The organism is Phyllobacterium sp. CCNWLW109 (genome assembly GCF_037203905.1).
Classification (GTDB): Bacteria; Pseudomonadota; Alphaproteobacteria; order Rhizobiales; family Rhizobiaceae; genus Phyllobacterium; species Phyllobacterium ifriqiyense.
Genome location: NZ_JBBCBK010000001.1, coordinates 1,030,047 through 1,052,867 on the forward strand (window position 1 = coordinate 1,030,047; position 22,821 = coordinate 1,052,867).

General features: G+C 52.8%; 18 protein-coding genes. 3 read left to right on the forward strand and 15 right to left on the reverse strand.

All coding sequences use genetic code 11. The features are described 5' to 3' along the window. Positions 1-17 precede the first annotated feature (17 nt). Genes V9K92_RS05040 through V9K92_RS05055 form a run of 4 tightly spaced genes read right to left on the reverse strand, consistent with a single transcriptional unit; the run spans position 18 to position 5,887 of the window. Complete coding sequence (locus V9K92_RS05040; RefSeq protein ID WP_337353442.1) at positions 18-1,025, reverse strand: FkbM family methyltransferase; 1,008 nt, start codon at positions 1,023-1,025, stop codon at positions 18-20. Between the two features lie 11 nt (positions 1,026-1,036). Next, a complete protein-coding gene (locus tag V9K92_RS05045) occupies positions 1,037-2,341 on the reverse strand; it encodes a glycosyltransferase family 4 protein (RefSeq protein WP_307277483.1) in 1,305 nt (434 codons plus the stop codon). Next, positions 2,338-4,452 carry a capsular polysaccharide biosynthesis protein gene (locus V9K92_RS05050; RefSeq protein WP_337353443.1) on the reverse strand — a complete coding sequence of 705 codons (2,115 nt, stop codon included), beginning with the start codon at positions 4,450-4,452 and terminating at the stop codon, positions 2,338-2,340. Before V9K92_RS05050 ends, V9K92_RS05045 begins: the two co-directional genes overlap by 4 nt. A 4-nt stretch (positions 4,453-4,456) precedes the next feature. Continuing rightward, entirely contained in the window at positions 4,457-5,887 is a 1,431-nt protein-coding gene (locus V9K92_RS05055) for a capsular biosynthesis protein (protein WP_336441495.1), read from the reverse strand. A gap of 350 nt (positions 5,888-6,237) precedes the next feature. On the opposite strand from V9K92_RS05055, the gene V9K92_RS05060 reads away from it, so the two are divergent. Then, positions 6,238-7,437, forward strand: coding sequence for a capsule biosynthesis protein (locus V9K92_RS05060; protein WP_115055063.1), 1,200 nt, complete (start codon positions 6,238-6,240; stop codon positions 7,435-7,437). Then, on the forward strand, positions 7,434-8,168 hold the full coding sequence (locus V9K92_RS05065) for an ATP-binding cassette domain-containing protein (protein ID WP_115055064.1): 735 nt from the start codon (positions 7,434-7,436) through the stop codon (positions 8,166-8,168). The genes V9K92_RS05060 and V9K92_RS05065 overlap by 4 nt, the downstream gene beginning before the upstream one ends. A 44-nt stretch (positions 8,169-8,212) precedes the next feature. Here the strand turns inward: V9K92_RS05065 and V9K92_RS05070 are convergent, their stop codons facing one another. Continuing rightward, entirely contained in the window at positions 8,213-9,022 is an 810-nt protein-coding gene (locus V9K92_RS05070; protein WP_115055065.1) for an ABC transporter permease, read from the reverse strand. Between the two features lie 244 nt (positions 9,023-9,266). Here V9K92_RS05070 and V9K92_RS05075 point away from each other — a divergent pair, with 244 nt between their 5' ends. After that, entirely contained in the window at positions 9,267-10,346 is a 1,080-nt protein-coding gene (locus V9K92_RS05075; RefSeq protein ID WP_307277498.1) for a capsule biosynthesis protein, read from the forward strand. Positions 10,347-10,362: 16 nt separating this feature from the next. Here the strand turns inward: V9K92_RS05075 and V9K92_RS05080 are convergent, their stop codons facing one another. From V9K92_RS05080 to V9K92_RS05125, 10 genes are all read right to left on the reverse strand, one after another. Beyond that, positions 10,363-11,208, reverse strand: a complete 846-nt coding sequence (locus V9K92_RS05080) for a tetratricopeptide repeat protein (RefSeq protein ID WP_337353444.1) — start codon at positions 11,206-11,208, stop codon at positions 10,363-10,365. Beyond that, positions 11,205-12,203 (reverse strand): hypothetical protein, encoded by a 999-nt coding sequence (locus V9K92_RS05085; protein ID WP_337353445.1) that lies wholly within the window; start codon positions 12,201-12,203, stop codon positions 11,205-11,207. The genes V9K92_RS05080 and V9K92_RS05085 overlap by 4 nt, the downstream gene beginning before the upstream one ends. Further along, a complete protein-coding gene (locus V9K92_RS05090) occupies positions 12,181-14,499 on the reverse strand; it encodes a glycosyltransferase family 4 protein (protein WP_337353446.1) in 2,319 nt (772 codons plus the stop codon). The genes V9K92_RS05085 and V9K92_RS05090 overlap by 23 nt, the downstream gene beginning before the upstream one ends. 155 nt (positions 14,500-14,654) lie before the next feature. After that, positions 14,655-15,839: a Hint domain-containing protein gene (locus V9K92_RS05095; RefSeq protein ID WP_337353447.1), complete on the reverse strand. Its 1,185-nt coding sequence runs from the start codon at positions 15,837-15,839 to the stop codon at positions 14,655-14,657. A gap of 57 nt (positions 15,840-15,896) precedes the next feature. Beyond that, positions 15,897-16,598 carry an outer membrane protein gene (locus V9K92_RS05100; protein WP_337353448.1) on the reverse strand — a complete coding sequence of 234 codons (702 nt, stop codon included), beginning with the start codon at positions 16,596-16,598 and terminating at the stop codon, positions 15,897-15,899. A gap of 145 nt (positions 16,599-16,743) precedes the next feature. Continuing rightward, positions 16,744-17,910: a hypothetical protein gene (locus V9K92_RS05105; RefSeq protein ID WP_337353449.1), complete on the reverse strand. Its 1,167-nt coding sequence runs from the start codon at positions 17,908-17,910 to the stop codon at positions 16,744-16,746. 7 nt (positions 17,911-17,917) lie between these two features. Beyond that, on the reverse strand, positions 17,918-19,240 hold the full coding sequence (locus V9K92_RS05110; RefSeq protein WP_337353511.1) for a glycosyltransferase family 4 protein: 1,323 nt from the start codon (positions 19,238-19,240) through the stop codon (positions 17,918-17,920). Positions 19,241-19,283: 43 nt separating this feature from the next. After that, entirely contained in the window at positions 19,284-20,150 is an 867-nt protein-coding gene (locus V9K92_RS05115) for an FkbM family methyltransferase (RefSeq protein ID WP_337353450.1), read from the reverse strand. A 42-nt stretch (positions 20,151-20,192) separates the two neighbouring features. Next, positions 20,193-21,338: a polysaccharide biosynthesis/export family protein gene (locus tag V9K92_RS05120; RefSeq protein ID WP_337353451.1), complete on the reverse strand. Its 1,146-nt coding sequence runs from the start codon at positions 21,336-21,338 to the stop codon at positions 20,193-20,195. An 87-nt stretch (positions 21,339-21,425) separates the two neighbouring features. Continuing rightward, complete coding sequence (locus V9K92_RS05125) at positions 21,426-22,415, reverse strand: helix-turn-helix domain-containing protein (RefSeq protein ID WP_115055074.1); 990 nt, start codon at positions 22,413-22,415, stop codon at positions 21,426-21,428. Positions 22,416-22,821: the final 406 nt, after the last annotated feature.

The window sequence follows — 22,821 nt, forward strand, 5'->3', positions numbered from 1 at the left end:
TCAGCGCCGGCTTTTTTCTAGAGTGAGAGGCCGAGCGTGCTCAATCTTTTCTGCACGTCTTTCTTGCGATCCGGATGAACCGCCAGAATATTGGCAACCCTGCCTGATGGAAACGCAGCATCGACTTCCGCGGCGTTTTTAAGAGGTGCGATTGAATCGATATCGACCTCCCATACCCCATATCCCCAGCTTGTCAGAATGTCGCAAATTTTACCCGGCGTCACGCGGGACAGGTTCCACAGCACATCCCGGTTTATCTCGACGAGCATGGTTGGATGCGATGATTGGATCGTATGGGCAGCGCCCATGAAGAACATGCCTTCGGCGCCCTCAATATCCACTTTGATCGTATCCGGACTGATGCGTTTGGCGATGGCATCGAGCGTTTCGACTCTTACACTGCGATCTGAATGGCGGTTTTGCGAACCAGCAACGAGACTGGTCGCACCGGCATTGACGGTTTCGTCCGCTCTGTTGAGTTCCATGGTGCCTGGAACATCTGCAAGAGCGATCTGATGAACCGTGATTGTTTTTGAAAGCTTGTTTTCTTTGATCGACTTGCTGAAAAGCGTCCATAAATGGGGGAGAGGCTCGAAGGCCACCACCTTGCCTGAAAAACCGGGCTTTGTGGCAACTGAAAGCGAATAATAGCCCACATTGCCGCCGACATCGAAGAAGGTCCCATTGTCCGGTGTGATCGCCTTGATAATATCAATGTCGAACTTCTCATAGCCGCCGCTAAAAATGCCGAAGGTCATGTGATATTGGCGCAGGTCGAGATAGATTTTGAACCCGTCCTTGGTTTCGTACATGACTTCAATGCTCTTGGGCACGAAATTATTGAACAGCAGTTCGGCGTGCCTCTGGTGAAATTCGACCGAACTCATGAACCTTCTTCGATGCTCCGTCAGGGGCAATTCTGAAATGCTGAACAGGTTCTCGGAAATGATACGGGTTTCTTCAACGTTCACATCACGCCCGAGGATGTACTTATACGAATTGAGAATGTCGTTATAGCTCGTCATTACGCTTTCACTCATTTCCCGGAATGGTTGGCACTGGTTTGTCTGTCTGCATTGCTTTTTTGACGTGCTGCCGCGTCCAGCAACTCGTCGAGTTGATCAAAGTGCTTTTCCCACTTTTGCAGTGTCAGGGGCGCGCGACGGCGATGCTCCGCGGCGTGGGTTTCGATTGCTTCGCGCCATCCAAGACCATCGAGCGGATCAAGAAAGATTGCATGCTCTCCGGCTATTTCCTTATGCGAGGGAATATTGGAAGCAATAATGGTCGTGCCGGTTGCCATGGCCTCGGCCAAGGGCATGCCATAGCCTTCTGCAAATGAGGGGGCGAGCAGGGCGGTCGCGCCTGCCATGAGATCGGCGAGTGCTGCATCTCCAAGATCTGGAGCTTCGATGACAATATCGCGCAATTGAGGGCAACGTTCGAGGGTGGCAAAGACCTGCGCGTTCTCCCAGCCGCGCTTTCCGGCGATGACGAGGCGCGGTGTATCCTTACCGTGCTCGTCAACCAATGCGCGCCAAAGTTGTAGGATCATCGCATGGTTTTTGCGCGGCTCAATGGTTCCGACCATCAAGAAATAGGGTCGCTTTGAACGGCGCGCGGCTCTGCTGGCAACGTTGAAACTATGTTCGACGCCGGGCGGGAGAACGGCAATTGGGGGAACCGCACGGCCTTGCTCTTCGGCAAAGGTTTCAAATGAACGAGCGGTGGTTTGCGAGTTGCAAAGAACCAGCCCGGCATGTTTCAGCACGGTTTCCATGCGTTGTAGGTGTCGCTGCGGCTCGTTCTTGCGGACAAACTCCGGATGGGTGAGCGGGATGAGGTCGTGAACGTAGAATATGCCGTTGCTGCGTTGAGCATCCAGCCAGGAAAAGGCGGCAGGACGATGCAGATTGGTGTGTGACACATGCACAAAGGGTGCGCTGGTGGCCAAGCGGCTCATTGGTAATATGGTGCGCAGCACCTTGCCGGCATTCATGCCCCATTGTTGAAGCTTGGATTTATTCTTCGTCGGCACGATGCTCTTTAACTGTGACCAGGAGAGACGGCCGTCTATTGCCGCATAGATCTGTTCCAGTTCTGTCGATTGCGATTGGGTCAAAGCAGCCGTCGACCATCTCTGTTCCAATTCACTGATCAATCCATTGGCGCGGCCACGGTTTATCTCGATTGGCTTTGTCCGTCCCATTTCAATGAAATAGGAGCTGCGCGCCTTTGCCCAATTGGCATATTGAAGCTCGAAGCGATCAATCCCGGTGGGTGTCGAGAAATGCGACCTGTCAATCAGCCGGGAAATATCCATCGCAATTGCATTCATCATGACCATCCCATCATGCGCAGAGCCGTCTTCAATAAGGATGGCTCTGCTGGCGTCTCACCATGCAGTTCTTCGATCACGTCTTCCACCTCGCAAAGAAGGTTTGTGCGGGCGGAAAAATAGAGCGGGTAAAGGATCAGCGCTCCGGCAACCAAAGCATCCAGTGTCAGATATTTGCGTGGGCGCAGCGGGGATACACAATCATGCGTCAGCCCCCAGCCTGCATAGAAGGGTAGGCCGTGACACCAGACTGGACGGCCCCGCATCAATGCTTCGAACCCGATCAGGGATGTCGCAACGTGGATCTCGTCACAGGCGCGCAGCAAGCTGTCTACCGACACATTGCCGACGACCAGATCCGCAAACTGCGCAAGCTGGGCTGGGTCTGAAGCCATGCCGCGCTTTGCCGCAAGCATGTCGGGATGTTCCTTGAATATGATGAAGGCTTGCGGACGTTGCGCGCGGACAGCTTTCAGCAGATCCATGTTTGAAACGCTGTTGGTCAAGCCAAACCGTAGCGATGCATCGCCCGGCACCTGTCCCGCAACAAGGATGACAGGTTTTCCAGCTGCCAGATGACGGTAGTCTGGAGTGATCGCGCCCTGAAGATTATATTTGGTAATGTTGTGCTGGACTATGTTCTGGCGCAGGCGGGCAGCACGGCTCAGCAAAGCAGGCGTGAAGTTGGTATTGAGCAGCAATCGTTCAAGATCGCTCTCGCGTGTCGCATCGAAATATATGCCATCCCGGTCAAGGCAAAGCGATGAAGCCGGAACCAGATGTGAGCCAAGCCCGACCGAGCGAATAAAACCATCTTCCATTCGCAGGGTGGGGACGGAACGGGCACTCCTGTCAGTGACGGCAGCCTCTTCCTGCCGACCCCAGCGGACGAGATAATCTGCCTGTGCAAGCGCTTTGGCATCTGGCTTGGAATTGATGAACCGGACCGTCGACCATGGACCGGAAAGAAAGCGTTTGACGCTGCGGTGCTTGTGCTTGGAAAAGCCGATGCACAGATAATTACCGCGCCGCGCCAACGCATGATGCCGCCAGGCAATGAGGCGTTCGATTGCCTTCTCGGCTGTGATTGCTTTCCCGCTGACCGGGTCGACATAGCGGGAATAATGCAGCAATGCGGCTGCAACAAAACTATCCAGGTCCGGTCGGCTAGTCCGGCGCGAAAAGGCAGCGCGTGCAACCGGACCGTCAGCCCAATCAGTGGTAAGCCCCCAGCCTGCATAAAACGGGACGCCAAATGTCTTGACGGGCACAGACCGGATCAAAGCATCGAAGCCGAACTGACTTGAAACAGTCCACACCTCGTCCACGACATCAAGCAAGGCGTGGGGAGAAACATTATCGCTTATAACGTGAAGATTGGCCTCACCGGCAAGGTGTGTGAGATAGCCCCTGGCAAATCCTGCAACAATATCCGGGTGGCTTTTAACGAGAACAGTGGCGCCCGGCACAGCCTGTGCTTCCTGCAACATCTGGTGGAAACTGTGCTCATTGGCACCCGCACCGCTGACCGAATAGTCCCCCATGACCTGGTCGATCAAAAGAATCCTGCGGCCGGAGGTTGGCGCGAGAGAAAATGGATAGTCCGGCAGATGGTTATATTTGGTCAGTCTGTGTTCAATGATTTGCTGCTGCAGGGCGCGGCTTCTGCAAAGATCCTGCTCGCCAAAGCCGCCTTGTACAAGAAGCTCCAGCCGGGATGGTTTTGCTGCGTTGAAGTAAATGCCGGTGTCGTCGGCAACGATTGCAACCCCCGGCGCGCCAGCTTTGCCAAGTCCAACAGACCGCAGGAAACCGTCTTCCAATGCCCAGTAGGGTAGCCCGCGCAACTTTGCCAACCGGCGGGCCATGCGTGCCAGCGGTTTTTCGCCCCAGCCGACAATGCCGTCTGCCGGTCTGGCCGCCAATTCGGCACTGCATATGCGCGATGTATTCAAGGCAGCCCCGATCAAAGGAAACCGCAGGCGCGTTGGCGTGAAAGCCAATAGCCGCGCATTCTTCTCTGGCAGCCAGTTCGGCGCTGCTTCACGCACTCGAAAATCATCCAGAACCACCGGAGCAGAATGTGCAATGGGAGGTGGCGGGATTACGCTCATGGCATCAATTCACCGCATCTGCTGAAACAGAAGCACCGACGGTTGCTGCTTCTGTTGTCGCGGTGGTTTTGTCTTGTGCGGAAGGCATTGTCACCAAAGACGAAGCTTCATCAATCGGGACAATCTTCAGCTCCAGCTGAATTCGTTTCACGACTCTTTTGGCAGTCGCCTCGAGCAGATTTCGAAGATAGAAACTGCCATTGACGAGGCTTTCGTCGTGCATTCTTGCGTTGAATGCATTTACCGCCGTTTTATCCGGTGCCTCCGGCGAGGCCCAGAATGCATCCATATTGCTGGCAACAGCACCTTTTTGAGGGTCGTGTGCAAACGACAGTCCCTGACCGCTATACAAGGCATCCCCCAATGCCAATAGCGGTTTGCCGTGGTTTAGCGCCAGCAGGCCCGATGTGCTGTTGACTGTCACCAGCCCAAGCGAATGGCGGATCAGCAGGCCGATTGAGCCGTCATCAACAATGTGAACCCGGTCTTCGCAGCCGGCAATGCGGGCCAATGCCATGGCAAAGGGACGGTAGCTCTTGTGGCCGCGGTCCATTGGATGAATCTTGATGACAAGGTGATGATTGCTCGCCGCATGCCGTTCGAATGAGCGCAGGCTTTCGGTGATCAACCTCTCCATCGTCCACCCACGACCGTGGCGAAGCAATTGCTGGTCATCATGCACCTGAAGCGCGACGACAAAATACTGACCCTCGAGATTCTCGATCAGATTGAGCATCAGTTCATTATTTGCCGGATAATAGCGAAGCTTCCGGTAGAAGTTGCGCGTCCATAGAATGGATTCGGAAATGATGCCGCGGCTGCGATGATGCGCATTGCCGCGAAAGAACACGGTCCCCGCCGTTTTTGCCAGATAATAACGGATGGCAAGGAAGGTCATGGCGCGGAAGAGATTGCCTTTTACCTGTTCCGGAGGCAAAGCGGGGCCACGGGCAACAAGACGCGGCGTGTGTGTGCGCAAGGGAGACATGGCATTATTGCCACCCCATTCGAGCGTAATGAAGTTTGGCCGAACATAGCCCTCTTCGAATGAAGCGACAGGAATACCGGCCTGCTGCGCCACTCGAATGGCCTGGCGGTGATAGGGCCGGCTGTCGCCGAAAAGAACAATGGTCTCCGGTTTGCGGCCGCGGATAAAATCGCTCAGCCAATCGCTCCATGCCTCTGTCGTTCCGGAAAAATGCAACGTTTTCGATCCGCGAAAATAGGACCAGTCTCCGCCGTTGAAATTGACTTTGAGAACGTCATAGCCCTCGGCTTCGAGTTCTGCGGATAGAACACGGAAAAACGGACCGACAGGACCTTGCAGGAGAAGAATGAGAGGTTTTTGTGTGGGCTGCGTATGGCCTGTACGCTCCGGAAATGAAACGATCAGGCCCAATTGGTCGGATTCATGGCGTCCGATTTTATGCCCCACAGGTCTTCAAGCCCCTTTACAACGCTTACTCTGGGTCAAAACTCTACTCAGAGCATAAAATTGATGCTTTTCAGAGAGTTATTTCATCCGCAACCATTGGGCGCCATACTAATTACGCCAGAACAAGTAAAAAAACGCCAATTACCCATTAAAATTATCTATTATGGTTTCTATTCTAAAATCTATTTACTTAGTTGCGTTTATATAAATGTTTACAGTGGTTTATAATTGCGACTAATGTTTTTTCATTATATGCTTCACTTTAATTAGTGCCGATAACGCACGTTTTTAGTGCACATATTGGAGCGTAATTTGGCTTGGATATCCTCTAGACACCGGTTCTACGCAGCATGACGCGCGTTAGTACAAATGATGAGTTTACCGACTATCTGACGTTGGTGGATATTCATGCCGGAGATGTCCCTCCCGAAACGAAATCTGTCACTGATCGGGCGCTTTCCTGGATTCGAAACCACATTCTCGTCTTGATCATGGTTGCATTGCCGACCAGCCTGGCCACCATTTATTATATTGCAATCGCATCGGACCAGTATGTTTCCGAAACGCGGTTCGTCGTGCGCAGTCCCAATAGAAACGCCGCCGGGCTGCTCAGCGGTTTCCTTCAAAGCACAGGCTTTGTCCGGGCTCAGGACGACAGCTATGTCGTCATGGAATTTATCGAATCGCGTGCAGCCTCAGGCGATCTGGCGGAACACAGCAATTTGCGCGAAGTATTGTCCCGTCCGGAGGCAGACTTTCTTGCCCGCTTCCCCTCGCTCTGGAGTAAGCCCACCGAAGAGGCGCTGTTTGAGCACTATCTTGATTTTGTGACAATCGAGACCGATTCCGGGGGCGGGGTTACTACATTGCGGGTGCGTGCGTTCCGTCCGGAAGATGCGCAAATGCTGGCGCAAGCACTGTTGGATCGCGCTGAAATGCTTATTAATCGGCTTAATGATCGCGCGCGTCAGGATGCGGTTCGCTTTGCGCGTATTGAGGTTACAGACAGCGAAAAACGGCTCGGTGACCTGCAGAAATCCCTGACGGATTTCCGCAACAAGGTTGCGATGATTGATCCGAGCAAGCAATCCACCGCCATGTTTGAGATGATTGCAAAATTGTCGGATGACGTTGCGCAAAGCAAGGCACAGCTCGCTTCCCTGATGCAGCAGACACCGCAAAGCCCTCAGATACAGGCGATGCGCAGCTCCATTGATGCCAAGGAACAACAGATTATCGAAGAGCGTGCCAGGATCGTTGGCGATGACGCTTCAATGGCGCCGCTGATCGCCGAGTACGAGCAATTGCTGCTTCAGCGCGAGCTTGGCATGCGGATGCTGGAATCGTCGGCGACATCGCTTGAGAATGCCAAACTGGAGGCGCAGAGGCAGCAGCTTTATCTCGAGCGCATCGTTAGTCCCAATCGCCCCGATTACGCCATGTACCCAAAGCGTATAAAATCCATTCTCATGGTATTGGCCCTGTGCTTTGCCGCTTTCTGGATTGTTCGCTTTTTCCGCAACCAGATTTACGATCATTCAGAGACATGAGCACAGAAGGCACAATCACGTTCCATGGTGGCAAGGACGGTCTCCCGCCCTCGTTGGCCGCTAGCCGACCCGCCAAGACCGGTGCCGTTTCTGTTCGCAATATCATCAAGGAATATCCCATGAATGGGGGCACACGCCGTGTGCTTGATGACATAAGTTTTGAGGTGAAGGCCGGCGAGAAAATTGCTGTTCTTGGTCACAATGGTGCGGGTAAATCAACGCTTGTCAGGCTTATTGCGGGGATGGAGCCGCCGACCTCGGGTGAGATTACCAGAACCATGTCGCTATCCTGGCCCATTGCATTGAGCGGCGGGTTTGGCGGGTCGATGACCGGCATAGACTGCATGCGGTTTCTGTCGCGCGTTTATAACAGGCCTGTCGACGAAATCCGCGATTGTGTGGAGACGTTCAGTGACCTTGGCAAATATCTGCGCATGCCGATCAAAACCTATTCCTCGGGCATGCGTGCGCGACTGGCGTTCGGACTTTCCCTTGCGATTGATTTCGATTGCTATCTGATCGATGAGGTCGTTGCGGTTGGCGATCAACGGTTCCAGCGTAAATCTTTTGAAGAACTGTTTGTGAAGCGACGCGATCGGGCAATGATCATTGTCGGTCACAGCCTGGATGTCATCGCCGAACATTGTTCATCAGCGCTTGTGCTCAAGAATGGGCGGGGCAAGGTGTTCAATGATGTAAAATTTGCCTTCGACATCTACGCGTCGCTGTAGGAGGGGCCATGCAAAGCAAAGCCCCAAAGCCTCATCAGGCACCACTACTCGAACTTGATGTGATCGCGCACCCGTTCGATCAGGAAAAAGCCTATGGCGGTGGTGATCAGGCAGCAGGAGAAAATATACGAGATGTCGTAATGGGCGACGATTGTATCGCCGAATGTTCCGGACCTAAACATTTCGAAGCAGTGTACGAGCGGCACATAAAGCGCCAGTTTCTGAATGTCGGAAGGCAGCCACGAAACCATGAAGAACATGCCCGAGATGGGCAAGGTCAGATATTGCAATGGCGCAATGAGTTTCTCGACAAATTCGAAGAACTCCGCCAGAGCCGCCAATATCATGCCGACCCCGAAGGCAAACCAGGCCATGAAGAACCAGCCGGCCATCACCAGTCCAAGATCGTGATAGGGCTCCATGAGACCAGCCAGACGTGTCCCGGTGTAAACAATAATCAGAGCAAGTGTGGTGCCGCCAACCTCCAGCAAGGCACGTGCCATCAGCGTATCCGCCATACGGATTTGGCGATGATACATCAGGGGCAGATTGTGCTTCAGGCAGGAAACCAGCTGGGACGAGACGTGGCGCCAAAGGGTCAGTGGCATATACCCGCTCAACACAAACGCAATAATGCCAAGGCCATGCGACTCGTGTTTCAACAAAGTCCACATAGCCATGACGCCAAGCGTCAGGATCATGGGTTCAAGAATGAGCCACAGAAACCCGACATTCTCGCGACCATAGCGTGTGATCATCTCACGCATGACAAGCGCACCAAGGACGCGCAGCTGGGTACGTATGCCCGTGAGCATCGTCGTTTTCAATGTGGGTTTTGCCGGAGCAGCTTCCATTCTATCGCCTTGGTATTAACAAGAGGAGTTCATTGACGAATATATACATACAGTAGTATTCTGCAATAGAAATAAGAATAAACTTTGCCTATGTTAAATAGATAAAGTTTAAATAGGTAATGATGCTCAGTATATTTACTGCGCTTCTACATGTGTATAAAGGGGAATTGCCATTAATAGTCTTGCTCCAGGTCTGTTTACACCGGCACCCGCGCCTCGGCCCATATATGCACGCGCAAAATTTGTGCCGCGCCTGCTAGCTATCCTGTTCATTGGCCTGCCGACTTTGCTGGTGAGCCTCTATTATATTTTCATTGCATCACCCATGTTTGTGTCGGAGTCGGCCTTTGTCGTGCGAATGGCCACGCCGCCATCCTCATCAAACCTTGGCTCCATGTTGCAGAACAGCGGCATCACGAGATCGCAGGACGACACTTTTTCCGTTCAGGAATATATACGTTCCCGGGATGCTCTGACTGTTGTGCAGGATACTCTGCCCCTGCGAACCTATTTTGATAGCAGCCATGGAGATGTGCTGGCACGGTTTCCAGCTCCGTGGGAAAGCGGGCTTTTCGAGGAGTTGTTCCGCTATTACGGCAAGCGTGTCCAGATTGTGCATAATGACACGACAGGCATAACCCTCCTGCGGACCTCGGCATTTCTGCCGCAGGACGCTCTGGCCCTGAACAAGACACTTCTGGATATCGGCAATGCGCGTCTGATCAAGATGAATGAACGGGCGAGGGGGGATGCGGTACGTTTTGCTACTGCGGAAGTTGAAAGTGCGGAGCAACGGATGATCGAAGCGCAGAAGAACATAACGCTCTTTCGCAACAAGGAGCTTATGATCGATCCCAAGCTCAACTCCGTGTCCATGGTCGAACTCATGAGCCGGATCAGTTCGGAGCTGGCTGTTTCCCGCGCAAATCTTGCAGAAACCAGATCCACGGCTCCCGATTCAAGCTCGATCCCCTTTATGACGAGCCGCATTGATGCACTCGAAAAGCAATTGGTCATGGAGCGGAGCAAAGTCGCGGGAGAGGACGGTTCGATTGCGCCGCGAATAGCAGACTATGAAGCCTTGATGCTGCAAAGGGAATTTTCCAACAAGGCGCTCCTGTCGGCATTGGACTCGCTGAAAACGGCGCGCGCCGATGCACGCCGGCAGCAGCTTTATCTGGAAGTGGTCGTCTCGCCCAATTTGCCAGACCAGGCCGAACTTCCTCTGGCCTTGAAGAATATTGCGATCGTATTTCTGGTCACATCGATCGGATATCTGCTTGGCTGGCTACTGCTTACCGCGATCCGCGATCACGACAGTTGAGTTTAGACAGGAGCGCTCAGGCGGGTGGTGCAAAACAGGTGTAAATCTCGCTGATGCACGCTTGAATTTCGTTCTCTATAGAACCTGCCTGGTCAATATATCCGGATCGTTGCGCTCTCACATTGCGCGCCAGAATATAGTGCGACAGTGCTGTTTTATAGTCGCCGGTCAATTTGTGTAAATGCCCAAGCTGGACCTCTACGTCTTCCAGACTGTTTTGGTCAAAAGCTTCCGCATAGGCGCGGTACTCGCCATAAAGCTTCTTCGCTTCGTCAAAATCCCCGTCTTCTTTGGTTATATTGGCGTAGACGGCAATCATGTCCCGCTCATTATCCTCAGTAACAAGTTCGCGCAGCAGTTGGCGTGCGCGAGACCAGTCCTGCTCCTCGACATATTTCATTGCTTCGAGGCGCTTGAGCTGAACACCGGGTTTGCCGGACCGGCTGCGTGCGATATTTGTGTGGCGGATCAATTCCTCGTCCGCAGGCGCCAGTTTTAAACCCTTCTCGTACCATTCAAGGGCTTTTTGTGACTCACCCGCCCGGCTGAAGAGGTGTCCCAGCTGTAGATACACATCCGCATTCTCAGGGTTCATACCGACAAACTTCCGATATGCCGTTTCGGCCCGATCATAATTGCCGAGTTCCTTTTCCGCGTGACCCAGCTGCACAAGCAAACCCGTGCGTGCAGGATCGGCGGCAATAGCCTTGGTGTAGAGCGCTGCGGCCTCTTCCCAATTGCCTTTGTCGCGAGCGGCATCGGCCTGCTGGGAAAGGTTTCTGGGGCTGGCCGAGCTGTCGGCCACCGCAGCAAGCTGCACTGCAATACGCCGCGTCCGGTCCGAGAAAGGCAGTTTGATCATGAGTTTTCCAGCCCCTGCTTGCTCCGGATCATGGAGACATCGCGCAGTTTGATCCAGGGCGTTGTGTCGGGCGTTTCGAGTATTTTAAGCCGGAGTTCCACAAATCTATGCTCATTGCGGATATTCACGCACAGGCTTCCGACGAACGAACCGGCAATGATCAATTCCTGCAAGGTGTCGAGTCCGGAATTGGCGCTGACCTGTACGGCAATTCTGGCTGCCGGATCCTGCACGAGATCCAGCCGGACCATCCACGTGCCGGCTTCCAGACTGCGTTTTGGTCCGGTAATCAACCAGCCAGGCGAAACACTCCATCCGCCATCGACAACATTGACCGGCTGGTGCAGCAGATCCGGGCCGATCATCCAGCCTTCGCCTGGCACTTCGCGAACAAAAATCAGTGTCTGGTTGCCATCAATATCATAGGAAAGGCCTGCCGGCAGGGTGCGGGCGGAACTGGGATCAACCGGCTTGTTACCCGAGTGCTGGGTCACCGGTTGTTCCAACGTATCCCAGAGCGAAATTTGACCGTCGCGGCGTGCAATAGAGACGACGCGTTTGACTATATCTTCACGCGTGGTCACATTCCGCCGCAGGTCGAACTCCATGGTGAGGCGTTCTTTTTCAGTGGGGTCGCGGCCACAAATCTTGTCAAATGTGTAACGCAGAAAGGCGACATTATTATCCGGTGCAAAACGTGTGAAACTCTCGATAATGGCATATTGATCCGGAGTACGACGCAACACCTGTGCCTCATAGTCGACTGGTTTCTCGCCGCCGTCGGACGATATGGCGCGCAAGGCGTCAATGATCTTGAGGCGGTTCGTACCGTTGCGGATGGCTTTCACGAGATTTTGCCTTTCTTCATCGTTGAGCTCATCAGCAGACAAATTGAAAGCATTGGCCCAGGCATCCACAAAGGCCTCACCGGACAGGGAAAAAACATCCTTGGGCACAGCTTGAAGCGGGATTTTATGCAGCTCGGCGATTGTCATGTTTTTGATCCAGCATCTGTTCGATAAGGGCGGCATGTCTTGCAGCGACGCGCGGATAGGAATTCCATTGCACCGCCTGACGCCGGTCGGGATCTCGCAGCCCAAGCAGGACAGGATTTTGTGCAAGACTGATTATGGCTTCGGCAACGCAATCTATATCCACGGAACGAACCACATGGCTGATCGGCCACATGTCGCGCAGGACGGTTGAGCGTGAGCACAGAAGCGGTCGGTCGGCACTCATTGCGATGCGAGCCGCTCCCGTCGCCGTTTCGTTCGAGGGACCATAGAGAAAGGCCAGAAGATCGGACTGTGCCAGTTCGCGGGCAAGTTCATCCTGTTCCACGAAATCAAATCGTGCAGAGGCTACATCGTGCAGATTGAAATGGGAGAACAGGTTTTCAATGACAACCCTGACTTCCCGCGATTCATCATTGGGAAGCATGCAATTGAGAAGCTTCAAGCGCAAACGTGGTTCAAAGACCCGCGCCCGTGCAAAGGCCTGCACCAGAAGGTCGATATTCTTGTGCCGCGTCAGAAATCCGAATGATCCTATGGTGAAAACCGATGGATCGGGGCGGATATCGTCTTCCGGTATCGGAATGACGCCATGAGGCATGACAACGGGATTGGGATGCCCGGCCTTTGCCAAAAGGCCCGCATCTTCGGCAGAATGCACGAACACAATGTCGAACAACTTCGTCCATTCGAGATGACCGTGACGAAGAACTTCCTTCACACTGTGCATCGTAATAGCGCGCAATTTATGCCGGGTATTTGCCAGCGTATTGTTGACAAGTTCCATATCGGGTGTCGAGAAATGTCCCGGATGATGCTGTATCCACAGCACGTCTCCCCGGGCATTTTCGATTTCCGAAATGAATCTTGTCAGTGATGTCAGATCATATCCCCAGGAGCGGGAAACGAGATCCTGCGCGGGAGCATGTTTTGCCTGTGCGGAAGGCGGCAACTCATCATTGAGCAGGCGTCTTGCATAGATGTGCGAAAATCTGTCGGCAAATGCCGGGGTGGAATAGAGATGTTCCGAATAGGTAGCGATGCCGCATTGCTGATGCCAGGACGAAACCAGGTCCAGGCTCCAGGGTTTGCGCGCTGTGGCTGCGCTTTTCTTGACCTTGGCGATTGATGCAAGCACGCGCCCTGCTACAGCACCCCAGCTCAGGTGATCGGCCAGAAGTCTTTGGGCGTTTTTACTTCGCAAGCGAGCGTCTTCGTGGTTCGTCAGGGCCGCCCGCATCTGCGCGCCAAGATGTTCAACAGAAGGATCAGCCCAAATGCTCAAAGGCCCGGAAACATGGGTTTGTGAGGGGGCCATTTGATAGTCCACCATCCATGCGGTCTCGGGCGTACAAAAATCCACCTGCCCGCTATAGGCCGTGGTGACAACCGGTATATCAAGGCGCATCGCCTCAGCCAGAGGCAGGCCAAAACCTTCGCCTCTGCTTGGCGCGGCAACAAGCGAGGCTGTGCGATAAAGCGCCAGCAGCTGCTCGGAAGTGTAAAGATCATTGATGATTGTTATCGGTGCAGCAGTGGCGAGCCGATCACTGAACTTTTCCATGACCGAGGACAGAATATTATCCGGGTTTGAAAAGGTCTTGATGACAAGTTCAACCTGTTCGTTTTGCTTGAATGTCTGTGTAAAGGCATCCACAAGCACATCAATTCCCTTGCGCGGAAAACAGGATGAGACATGCAGAATGCGTTTCTTGCCGGTGGCGGGCAGGGGCGAGGGCGTGTTGAGGCCCGCATCAAGCGCAACATGGTCCGTGCCATTGCCGACAACTTCAACAGGGACCGTCAGGCCGGATTGCACGAAAGCCTGTTTCACAAAATTGGCCGTTACCATGACCAGATCAAGGTCGCGGTTAAAACGCTCGATCATATATTGGGGAACTTCCAGTTCTTCCCAGGCGAAGTTCACATAGGCGTTGAAGCGCCCAATCATGTCATGCGTGGCTGGCGGCCATGTGTTACGCAAATGGATGTCGTATTTCTCGGTCGGATAGCCGGGCAGCAGCAGGCGTTTCACCTCGGGAGCGGCGTTGAGCCTTGCATCGCTCTGCCAATCGGATTCGGGCGTATAACAGTGAAGATCGATACCGGCCTCAACAAGCGCTTTTGCCAGAAGCCGATTAACGATGGCAAGGCTGTAATCGCCTTTGAACACACCGTCGAAGAAAACACGCTTACCGGCAAATGCCTCGCGTGCGAACTTCAAATTTTTATCATCAAGATCAATAGTATAAGGCGACACGATTGGCGCACTGCGCATACACTTTTCTCCAGAACATCTGCTGGCCAGATGTCATACTGAATGTGAAAAACTTCTAATGCGTAAATCGACCTCTACCTTGCACAGTAAAGGTCGATTCTAGATTAAAGAAGTATGTGAGGCGCGTTGACTGGAGTAAACGCGCCCCACAATTATCAGGAAACCTTGGCTTCGTCGGTTTCGTAGCCAAGCTCTACTTCGCGCTCGGTAATAATTGCGCGCGCTGCATCCACAGCCGGACCCGAATAGGCAAGCGGGTAGCATGCTTTCGCGTCATATGCCTTGGGCGAGGTGAATTGCAGTACACCTGGCTCGAGGAATACATGACGGTTGCCGAGATCAAGATAGGTCTCAGCCATGGCACCGTTTGCCCAGATCACGTCATGCTGCTCAAGTTCGATATGATAGTAATCGACTGGATTGAGTGTGATCGGCTGGCTGATGGTTGTCCCGTTGATCAATAGTTTTGCCGGCACAAGAGATCCATTGACGAACATGCAATGGTCCGGCGAGACATAGAGATCGCGCGAGGGCATGTCTTCCGCAATCGCACCGGCAAGGATGCGGATTGGCAGATCATTGCGTGGCTTGTCCAGTGTCTTTGGATCAATGGATCGATTGCCAACCCATTTCACGGCAACCGCGCCATTGTTCAGGCTGGAGATGATGGTCCCTGCCTTAAGGCGTTCAACCGCGATTTCGCCATCCGGAGTAGCGATCAATGTGCCGCGAACGAAGCAAGGTGTAAGGAAGGTCAGCGTGTCTGTGGCGTTGTTGTAAGTATAGGTGGCGCCAGCAGGAATGTCATAGGCAGCGAGCGGGATAAGCCCCCCCAAGCCGCCGAAAAAGGTAACGGTATTGCCCGTTTGCTGAACACTGGCCGATCCGATCACTGTAACTTCGTCGCCATTGTCCACGTTCACAATGTCTGGCGGGCTGCTCAGATTAAGATTCACAGCTCCAGGATCAAAGATGAATTGTCCATTGCCATTGGCATTCAGGAAGTCAACGGTTGTGCCGTCAAGTATGGAAGCATTGATGGCCGCGGCCTGTATTTCCAGACTTGTGCCGTCACCGATCATATAGTGGAATGTCGAGCCTGCCGTCACACCGGCCAGAGCCGTGTCGACAACAAGATCAGCACCATTTTGCAAGATGATGGTGGTGCTTGTAAGAACGCCGCCGCCGATGAGGTTGGTCAATGTAAGATCGACTCCATCGATGATCAGCGTACCATTCGAGACCAGACCCAGTTCAAGTGTATCGCCGTCCTGTGCACCACTGCCGGCATCAATTGTCTGCGTGGAGTTACTGATCAGATTGAGGTTAATAACAGCCATAGTTATCCCCGCTCCTGTTAAGAGTTAATTTATCATAGTAATGCTGTCTAATTCGGATCAGAACTTGTAGTTCAGACCCACACGAATGCTATGAAAGTCAGGTGATGCCCGTGTCGAAATACCTTCGCTTTCGACAGTATAATCGCCGAAGCTGACATATTGATATTCGAGTTTGGCGGTTAAATGGTCTGTGAACGCATGTTCAACACCTGCACCGGCAACCCAGCCCGCGCGGGTCTTGTCCTCGTCCATGAACTGATCACCATCGACAGACATCTTGTAATTGATGCGGCCATAGGCCAAACCGCCCGTGCCGTAAACCATCGTGCGATCCCAGGCATAGCCGAGACGGGGACGCAATGTACCGTACCAGTCGATGCTGGATTTGGCATGGAAATCAACGCCCGATAGTGTTCCTGATGTAGAGTCATCAAGGCCAGCCCCCTGGAAGTCGGCTTCAATACCGAGAACAAAATTGTTCATCTGGTAGTTATAGCCGATCTGGGCACCGCCAATGAAACCATTCTGCTCGATCTTACCGATATTTCCAAGAAAAGTATCGCCGACCCGGACGCCAACGCGGTCATCGCCACCAAAGCCGTAACCGGCATTCACACCCGCATAAAAACCTGTCCAGACAAAGCCCGGATCAGCCATCACAGCTTCGGGAGCAGCTTCAATGACAGCATCGGCGGCATGCGCGCCCCCCGAAACAACCAATGCTGACAAGAATAGACCGATAACGTTGGATTTCCGCATGAGATTCACCTTTGAATGTGCAACTTCAACTTATACTTGCACAGAATAAACCGTGGGAATACAATATAGTTAGGCCAGTAATGCTAAAGATATTCGTTAAATGTGCTTAATTGACGTAATTTGTATTGAACAGAACTGCGTTGGGCTAATGAGCGTTCGCGGGCTGATTTTCTTTTGATTTGGAACGTTCTGATGGCGGCAATGCTCGCTCGTTTTCAGAGTAATTTCCCGTATCGCCAAAGCGTTGTGCCGGGAGAGATTCTTCTGGAATCAATTCAACCGACCAGTGGGCGATTGAACCTTCTATGGCACCGCTTTCTGTAAACAGGCGCACCTCTATCGGTTCCTTGGCCCGTTCGATCTGAAATTGAGCTTGAGCAACAAATGATCCGGTTTGCGAGGGGCGGATTCTGATTTTACTCAGCAGCTCTGAATTGTGAATTTCGATGGTGAATATCTGGCCGTAGATTTCATTGTCGATGCGCATGGAAAAACGAGCAGTCCATTCCCCCGGAGGCAGGTGAAAATAGGGACCATAAACGACACAGCGTGCCCGCCCCACCAACTCAATTTCGCTGACAATATTGGCCCCTGCCTTATCGGCGAGCAAAAAGGTCTGCAATGGCCAGGTCACGTTGGTAATGGGGGTTCGCATGATCGAACCGTCCAGCGGTTTGAGTACATCAAGTGCGATGGCGCGTATCTCAGGCGAAATAGCTTTGAGCTCGGTGCCGGGCGTCAAATAATGAGGGTCAAGCTTTTTGGCGGATGCTTCGAATGTGGGAATACGCGAAAGGTCCGGCGCTGGTCCTGAAAAGTCGGTGCCAAGTTTTTCAAGACAACGGATAATCCCTTCCTTGGAGAGATTAATTCCAAGTGTCCGGCAAAAATGGCCAAGTATTCTATGTATTTGCACCGGGCCCATTTTCTGCCGCTGCACGGCAAGGATCGATGGATGCGTGCGTATTTGAGAGATGCAGGCAAGACTCGCCGACATGGCCCGTACCAGCGGGATATCAGTTGTACCCGTCGTTTTGGCCAACCAGTTTAAAGCGTCCATCACGTTTTCGGTGAATACGAGATAGGGCGCTTTTGACCGCATAAGGAAAGCGCAGAGCTCCTGATCCGGATAATGGGAGGTAATAATCATTGCTTCGCTGGTGCGGTTTCGCCAGGCATCCTGCAATTGCGGCAGGGTCTCTACTTTCACAGTGTTGCAATCGCCATAGACTTCACCGGCAATGGCCTTGAGCGCAGCAATGCCCCAAGAAAACATCGTGCCGGGCAATCCAAAGGCGACGAAGAGTGTCATCTACCTCTTAGCTCCCCAACAGATCGTCATACAGTGTGGCGATCTTTTGCTGATAGCGCTCAGGCGAGAATTTAGCGGCCTGAGCCGGGCCAAGTTCCGCAAGATGGTCGCAAAGGTCTTGATCATTGGCAAGTGCGCGCACCGCATTACGCAGGGATTCAGTGTTGTAAGGATCAATCAAGAGGGCAGCGTCGCCCGCAATTTCCGGAACGGAGCCTTCAGTGGATGTCAGCACCGGCGTACCGAGTTGCATCGATTCCAGAACAGGCAGGCCGAATCCTTCGTAAAGCGAGGGAAACAGGACAGAGCGAGCTCCGCGGATCAGACTGACAAGCAGATTATAAGAGACAAAATCGAACCGGTGGATACGCCTGCCGGGGGTGATGCGATTATCCTGCTGAAGGAAGAAGCGAAAGCGGTCGTCTTCAATCAAAAGCTGCGTCTGATCGCCCTTCCACCCCGGCGCGCCAACGATGATCAATGGGTAATCGACCTTGGCCGAAAGGTAGGCTTCAACCAGACGGGAGAGGTTCTTTTTGGGTTCAAATGCGCCGAAAAAGAGAAAGTATTTTTTCCAGTCCAGATTGAATATTCCGGCAATTTCGTCGGCAGCAACATCTTGCGTTTTTTCGCGCAGCTCCAGCGGCACGTGAACAGCCTGATAGGTATTGGTTACCCGGCTTTCTTCGACGCCGAGAAACCGGATAATGTCCTGCCGCGATGTTTCGGACACCGTGACGATATGGTCAACGGATTTAACCAGATGCTTTAGCATCTTGTAGTGGTAGCGTTTGTTGTCCTCGGTAAGGTAGGGCAGGCGTAGCGGCACCAGATCGTGAATGGTGCATACATTCAGTGCTTTTCTGGCTCGCATCGGTATGGGATAGGTGCAATGGAGAAGATCGGGCTTGTGCGCAAATGAAAGCGGCAGGCTCTTGCCGAAATTCTTGAAGTGATGCCGTGCCGTGGCAAACAGATCGTTGTTTGCGTAAAGATAATCCGAGTCCAAAACGTTGCCCTGCAGTGATTTCAGGATAACTGTCCCGGTCAGTTCAACATGGGTTGGTGTTAGGCCGAATGGTGCCCCAACGCGCCGCCGCGCCCAGCGTTTACCCAGAGCTAGGGGCCCCAGCTTCCTGTTCGAATTATCGTCAAAGAGCACCACTTCACGCAAAGCCGGATTGCGGGGCAACTTGCTTTGGACACTGTGTACAATTCCTGTCTGATAACCAAGGCTCCGCACTGTCTGAATCAAACCGCGTGTATAAGTGGCAACGCCGGTCCCCTTTTGCAGGGATAGATTAAGTCCATCGTAGAGGATGGTTTTCACCAAGGCGGCATCCTTTCAAGCGATATTTCAAGGCCCTATGACCTCATGCAGGTTCGTTATCCGAAAGCACAAGCAGCCAGTCCTGGCCATAATTCTGCGTCATCAAATCACTGGCCGTAACGGGCCGGGCAAAGCCTTCAAAATCAAGACGCCGGATCTTTCCGTAAATTTTCGTGAGCTTTTCGACGAACTGAGCGCTGTTCTCCGAACGGGCAGCGTTGAACTCGACAACAATCATTGGCCGGTGACGTTCTATCGTCTCGCCCATGGCAGAAAAAATATCCTCTTCTGCTCCTTCTGCATCGATCTTGATGAAATCCACGCGTTCAAGCGGCATGCATAATGCATCCATGGTAGCGGCCGAAATTTCGATAAGGTAACCGCCATGTTGCCGGGCATTTTCGGCATTGAAAGCGGCAGGCACAACAGTCGCATTTTTCGGTTCGTGATCGCGGACGAACAGCTTCGCGCTACTGGATCCTGTGCCGCCAAGCACCTTTTCTATAACCTGGCTGCGCGGAGTAAACCCGTTCAGGTCGAGGCTTCTTTTGAGGAAGTCTGCCGCGTGCGGATTGGGCTCGACAGCGATCAGCTTTCCTTTCTCCCCAACGAGTTCGGCAAGTAGTACTGAATAATAGCCGAAATTGGCACCGACATCGATGGCTGTCATGCCGGCCCGGACATTTCGGGCGCAAAACTGTGTCAGCCAAATCTCCCAAAAACCATCGAGCAGAATATGCGAGCCGAAGCCGCGATCGCGTGTGTCGATATAGAGCTTGTATCGGCCAAGTACGCGGGCAATCGCAGTGTGGTCTCCCAAATAGGCACTGTTTGCGAGTGCCAATATCGCAGCCTCAAGATCAAGCCGCTTCAATTTCGCTATTTCGTGCAAGTGAAGCAATGATGGCATGCGCTATCTCATTCCAGTACCCGGTAGCAGACAAAAACAGTTTCACAGACGGCTGGCACTAAGACCAAGCGAGGTTGCACTCATTGCAGGGGAACTTACACCTTGGAAAATTGCCATGACTTTCTGCAGATCTGCACCCGCCGCATTGGCAACATAAATCACGTCGCGCGGTTGGATTTCGAAACGCTGCATGGAAAGCATCACATTCGTGTCACGCATATTGAAGCGATAAACCACGGGAATGTATTCGCCTCTGCTGAGGAGTGGACTGCCTGCCGGAATGAAGTGTCGCGCGATAGACGCCAGTTCGTATCGCAAAACGAATACGCCGCTCGCATCCGCCCGCTGGTCATTCAGACCTGCGGATTTTGCCAAGGCATCAGCCATTGTTATGCGGGACGCGTCGAATGGAACTTCTGCATTGCGGCCAGTGGCGCCGAATACCAGAAATGTACGTGGTTCGCGCACCACTGTTATCAGATCACCGGAGCGCAAACGGACATTTTCTTCTGGGTTTTCCAGCATGACGTCGAAGGGTACGCGTGCGACGACGCCGTTGCGCGTTAGCCCAACTATGCTGTCGCTTGCTGTCGCACGAAGGCCGCCAGCGCTTGCGATGGCATCAAGGACCCGTTCGCCGGCACCTGTCAGCGATACTCTGGCGCCTGCAGCCACTTCGCCGGTTACGGTCACTGCATTGGCCGTGCTGCGCTGGATGGTGACCAGTGCCTGCGGCTGAACTGCCTTGCCTTCAAGCGCCTTGGTTATCTGTTGTTCCACCTGTGTCGGCGTATTGCCAATGACCTTTATGCGGCCCGCATAGGGTACGGCGATCGTTCCGTTGCCGGAAACCGTCTGGGGCGGAATGGTGGCTGAGCTTCCTGTTGGCTGCTGAAACCCGGCCATGGTGATGTTTCCGCCAAAGAGACTGCCGGGAGGCGCTTCCCAAATGTTGACGGCCACAACATCACCCACAGCGATGCGCAGATCACTGGAACGCGGCCCGGCGCCAAATTTGGCGGCAAGGCTTGCCCGCGGACGGGTCCCGGCATAGGTCAATATATCCTTGCCTATGTCGACGAGCGCGTAATTCAGGTTGGTTGACGTCTTCCGCTGATTGAGAACGTCACCCGTTGTTGGCCCCGAGCGGGGAAGGCAACCGGAAACCGAAACCGCTATTGCCAGCATAAGTGGTAAAACGCTTATCCTGGCCAGGGTGAGTGGTTTTGAGGAAGGCAGGCTACGCAAGGTACAAACTGGCATTCGCAACATGTGTCAGGTATTCTTTTCATGAAAGCGCATCATTGCCGACGGGCTCATTCCATAGGCATTGCGGTACAGTGACGAGAAGCGTCCGGGATTGGAAAATTGCAGGTGGATGGCAAGATCCGTGACATTGCGAGCACTGCCACTCAGGATAGCCTCATGTGCCGCAGATAATCTGTACTCGCACAAAACATGCATCGGGCTTGTATCCCGATATTCCTTGAACATTCTCTGCAGCGCCCGCGCACTGCACCCTGCTGCATCTGCTATGTTATCGAGTGTCACAGCATTATGGATATTTTCGCGCATGAATGCCTCGGCGCGCTGCAGATAGCGCGGCGATATCCGGCGACCTGCCAAATTGTTGAGCGTGTTTACATTGTCAGGTTTTGTCATGAACAGTTTCGCCAGCAGTAAGCGTTCATAGACGTTGGTCAGAACGTCTCGTGTCGAATTGGTCGCATTGGCGAGATCTTCACTGACGTAACACAGCGTTTGATACAGAGCTGCCGCACTACCGGAGCGAAAATCATGGAGAGGCGCGAAAGCCTGCTCCTGAAAATAGGGCCGGTGCATCAGGCGTTCGAAATATTCCCGCAGCGTGGTGACCGGCACCCGATAGGCTACCCAAGAGCTCCCGGGGTGGATTTTGGCTTTCACATCTGCCCGGTCGATGATGCTGGTTGCATTGCCGGCTACCAATGTCTGTATTTTTCTCTTTTTCATGTCGACCAGGTCAATAGTTCCCTTGATGACAAAGAGAAAACTGAGAGTGGATGAAGCTCCTTTGGAGATCATTTCTAGTCGGCCATGGGTATCGCCGTACATAATCGTGGTTTGTTGCAGTTTATAAAGGTTGCGACTGTAGCCAATATTGCCCTTATCATCGCTATAAGAAGACCAACGCCACTTCTCATCCGGAGCCTCTGCATCCCGATCAGTATCATCTGCTACGGTCAAAGACCTGTAATCAGATTTACCTAGAGAATTGTCGTACATGTGTCCCCCAATTACCTAAACCGTGTTAACCAGTTTCATATGAAACCAATGTTCAGTTATCGAATTAAAAGGATTTATTTGCAATTTTAACAATATTATAAAGCTATATAAGAATAGCTTTATTCAAAACTCGTAAACAATCCGATTTACAACTTTCTCTCTTAGACACTGCTTCATCGCCTTACATATGGCAATATTTTTTTTTGAATAATACGCAGACAAAGTGATTTTAATCCAAGATGTTTGACGAGACATTACTTTTTGGCGCTTATAATACTTTATTGTCGCAAAATGTATGTTTGTGATCCGGTCAAAAACCGCGTGGATATAAGAATGTAATATTCAAGTTTGAAACTTCGGGCGGATATTGGCCAAAAGAATCGCAGCCTATATTGCTTCGGCGCTT

Excerpts from the sequence above, each read along its gene's own strand:
- V9K92_RS05060 (WP_115055063.1), top strand. The coding sequence starts at position 6,238 with ATGACGCGCGTTAGTACAAATGATGAGTTTACCGACTATCTGACGTTG.
- V9K92_RS05080 (WP_337353444.1), bottom strand. The coding sequence starts at position 11,208 with ATGATCAAACTGCCTTTCTCGGACCGGACGCGGCGTATTGCAGTGCAG.
- V9K92_RS05115 (WP_337353450.1), bottom strand. The coding sequence starts at position 20,150 with ATGCCATCATTGCTTCACTTGCACGAAATAGCGAAATTGAAGCGGCTT.
- V9K92_RS05070 (WP_115055065.1), bottom strand. The coding sequence starts at position 9,022 with ATGGAAGCTGCTCCGGCAAAACCCACATTGAAAACGACGATGCTCACG.
- V9K92_RS05050 (WP_337353443.1), bottom strand. The coding sequence starts at position 4,452 with ATGAGCGTAATCCCGCCACCTCCCATTGCACATTCTGCTCCGGTGGTT.
- V9K92_RS05095 (WP_337353447.1), bottom strand. The coding sequence starts at position 15,839 with ATGGCTGTTATTAACCTCAATCTGATCAGTAACTCCACGCAGACAATT.
- V9K92_RS05040 (WP_337353442.1), bottom strand. The coding sequence starts at position 1,025 with ATGACGAGCTATAACGACATTCTCAATTCGTATAAGTACATCCTCGGG.
- V9K92_RS05125 (WP_115055074.1), bottom strand. The coding sequence starts at position 22,415 with ATGTACGACAATTCTCTAGGTAAATCTGATTACAGGTCTTTGACCGTA.
- V9K92_RS05085 (WP_337353445.1), bottom strand. The coding sequence starts at position 12,203 with ATGACAATCGCCGAGCTGCATAAAATCCCGCTTCAAGCTGTGCCCAAG.
- V9K92_RS05100 (WP_337353448.1), bottom strand. The coding sequence starts at position 16,598 with ATGCGGAAATCCAACGTTATCGGTCTATTCTTGTCAGCATTGGTTGTT.
- V9K92_RS05105 (WP_337353449.1), bottom strand. The coding sequence starts at position 17,910 with ATGACACTCTTCGTCGCCTTTGGATTGCCCGGCACGATGTTTTCTTGG.
- V9K92_RS05045 (WP_307277483.1), bottom strand. The coding sequence starts at position 2,341 with ATGATGAATGCAATTGCGATGGATATTTCCCGGCTGATTGACAGGTCG.
- V9K92_RS05065 (WP_115055064.1), top strand. The coding sequence starts at position 7,434 with ATGAGCACAGAAGGCACAATCACGTTCCATGGTGGCAAGGACGGTCTC.
- V9K92_RS05090 (WP_337353446.1), bottom strand. The coding sequence starts at position 14,499 with ATGCGCAGTGCGCCAATCGTGTCGCCTTATACTATTGATCTTGATGAT.
- V9K92_RS05120 (WP_337353451.1), bottom strand. The coding sequence starts at position 21,338 with ATGCTGGCAATAGCGGTTTCGGTTTCCGGTTGCCTTCCCCGCTCGGGG.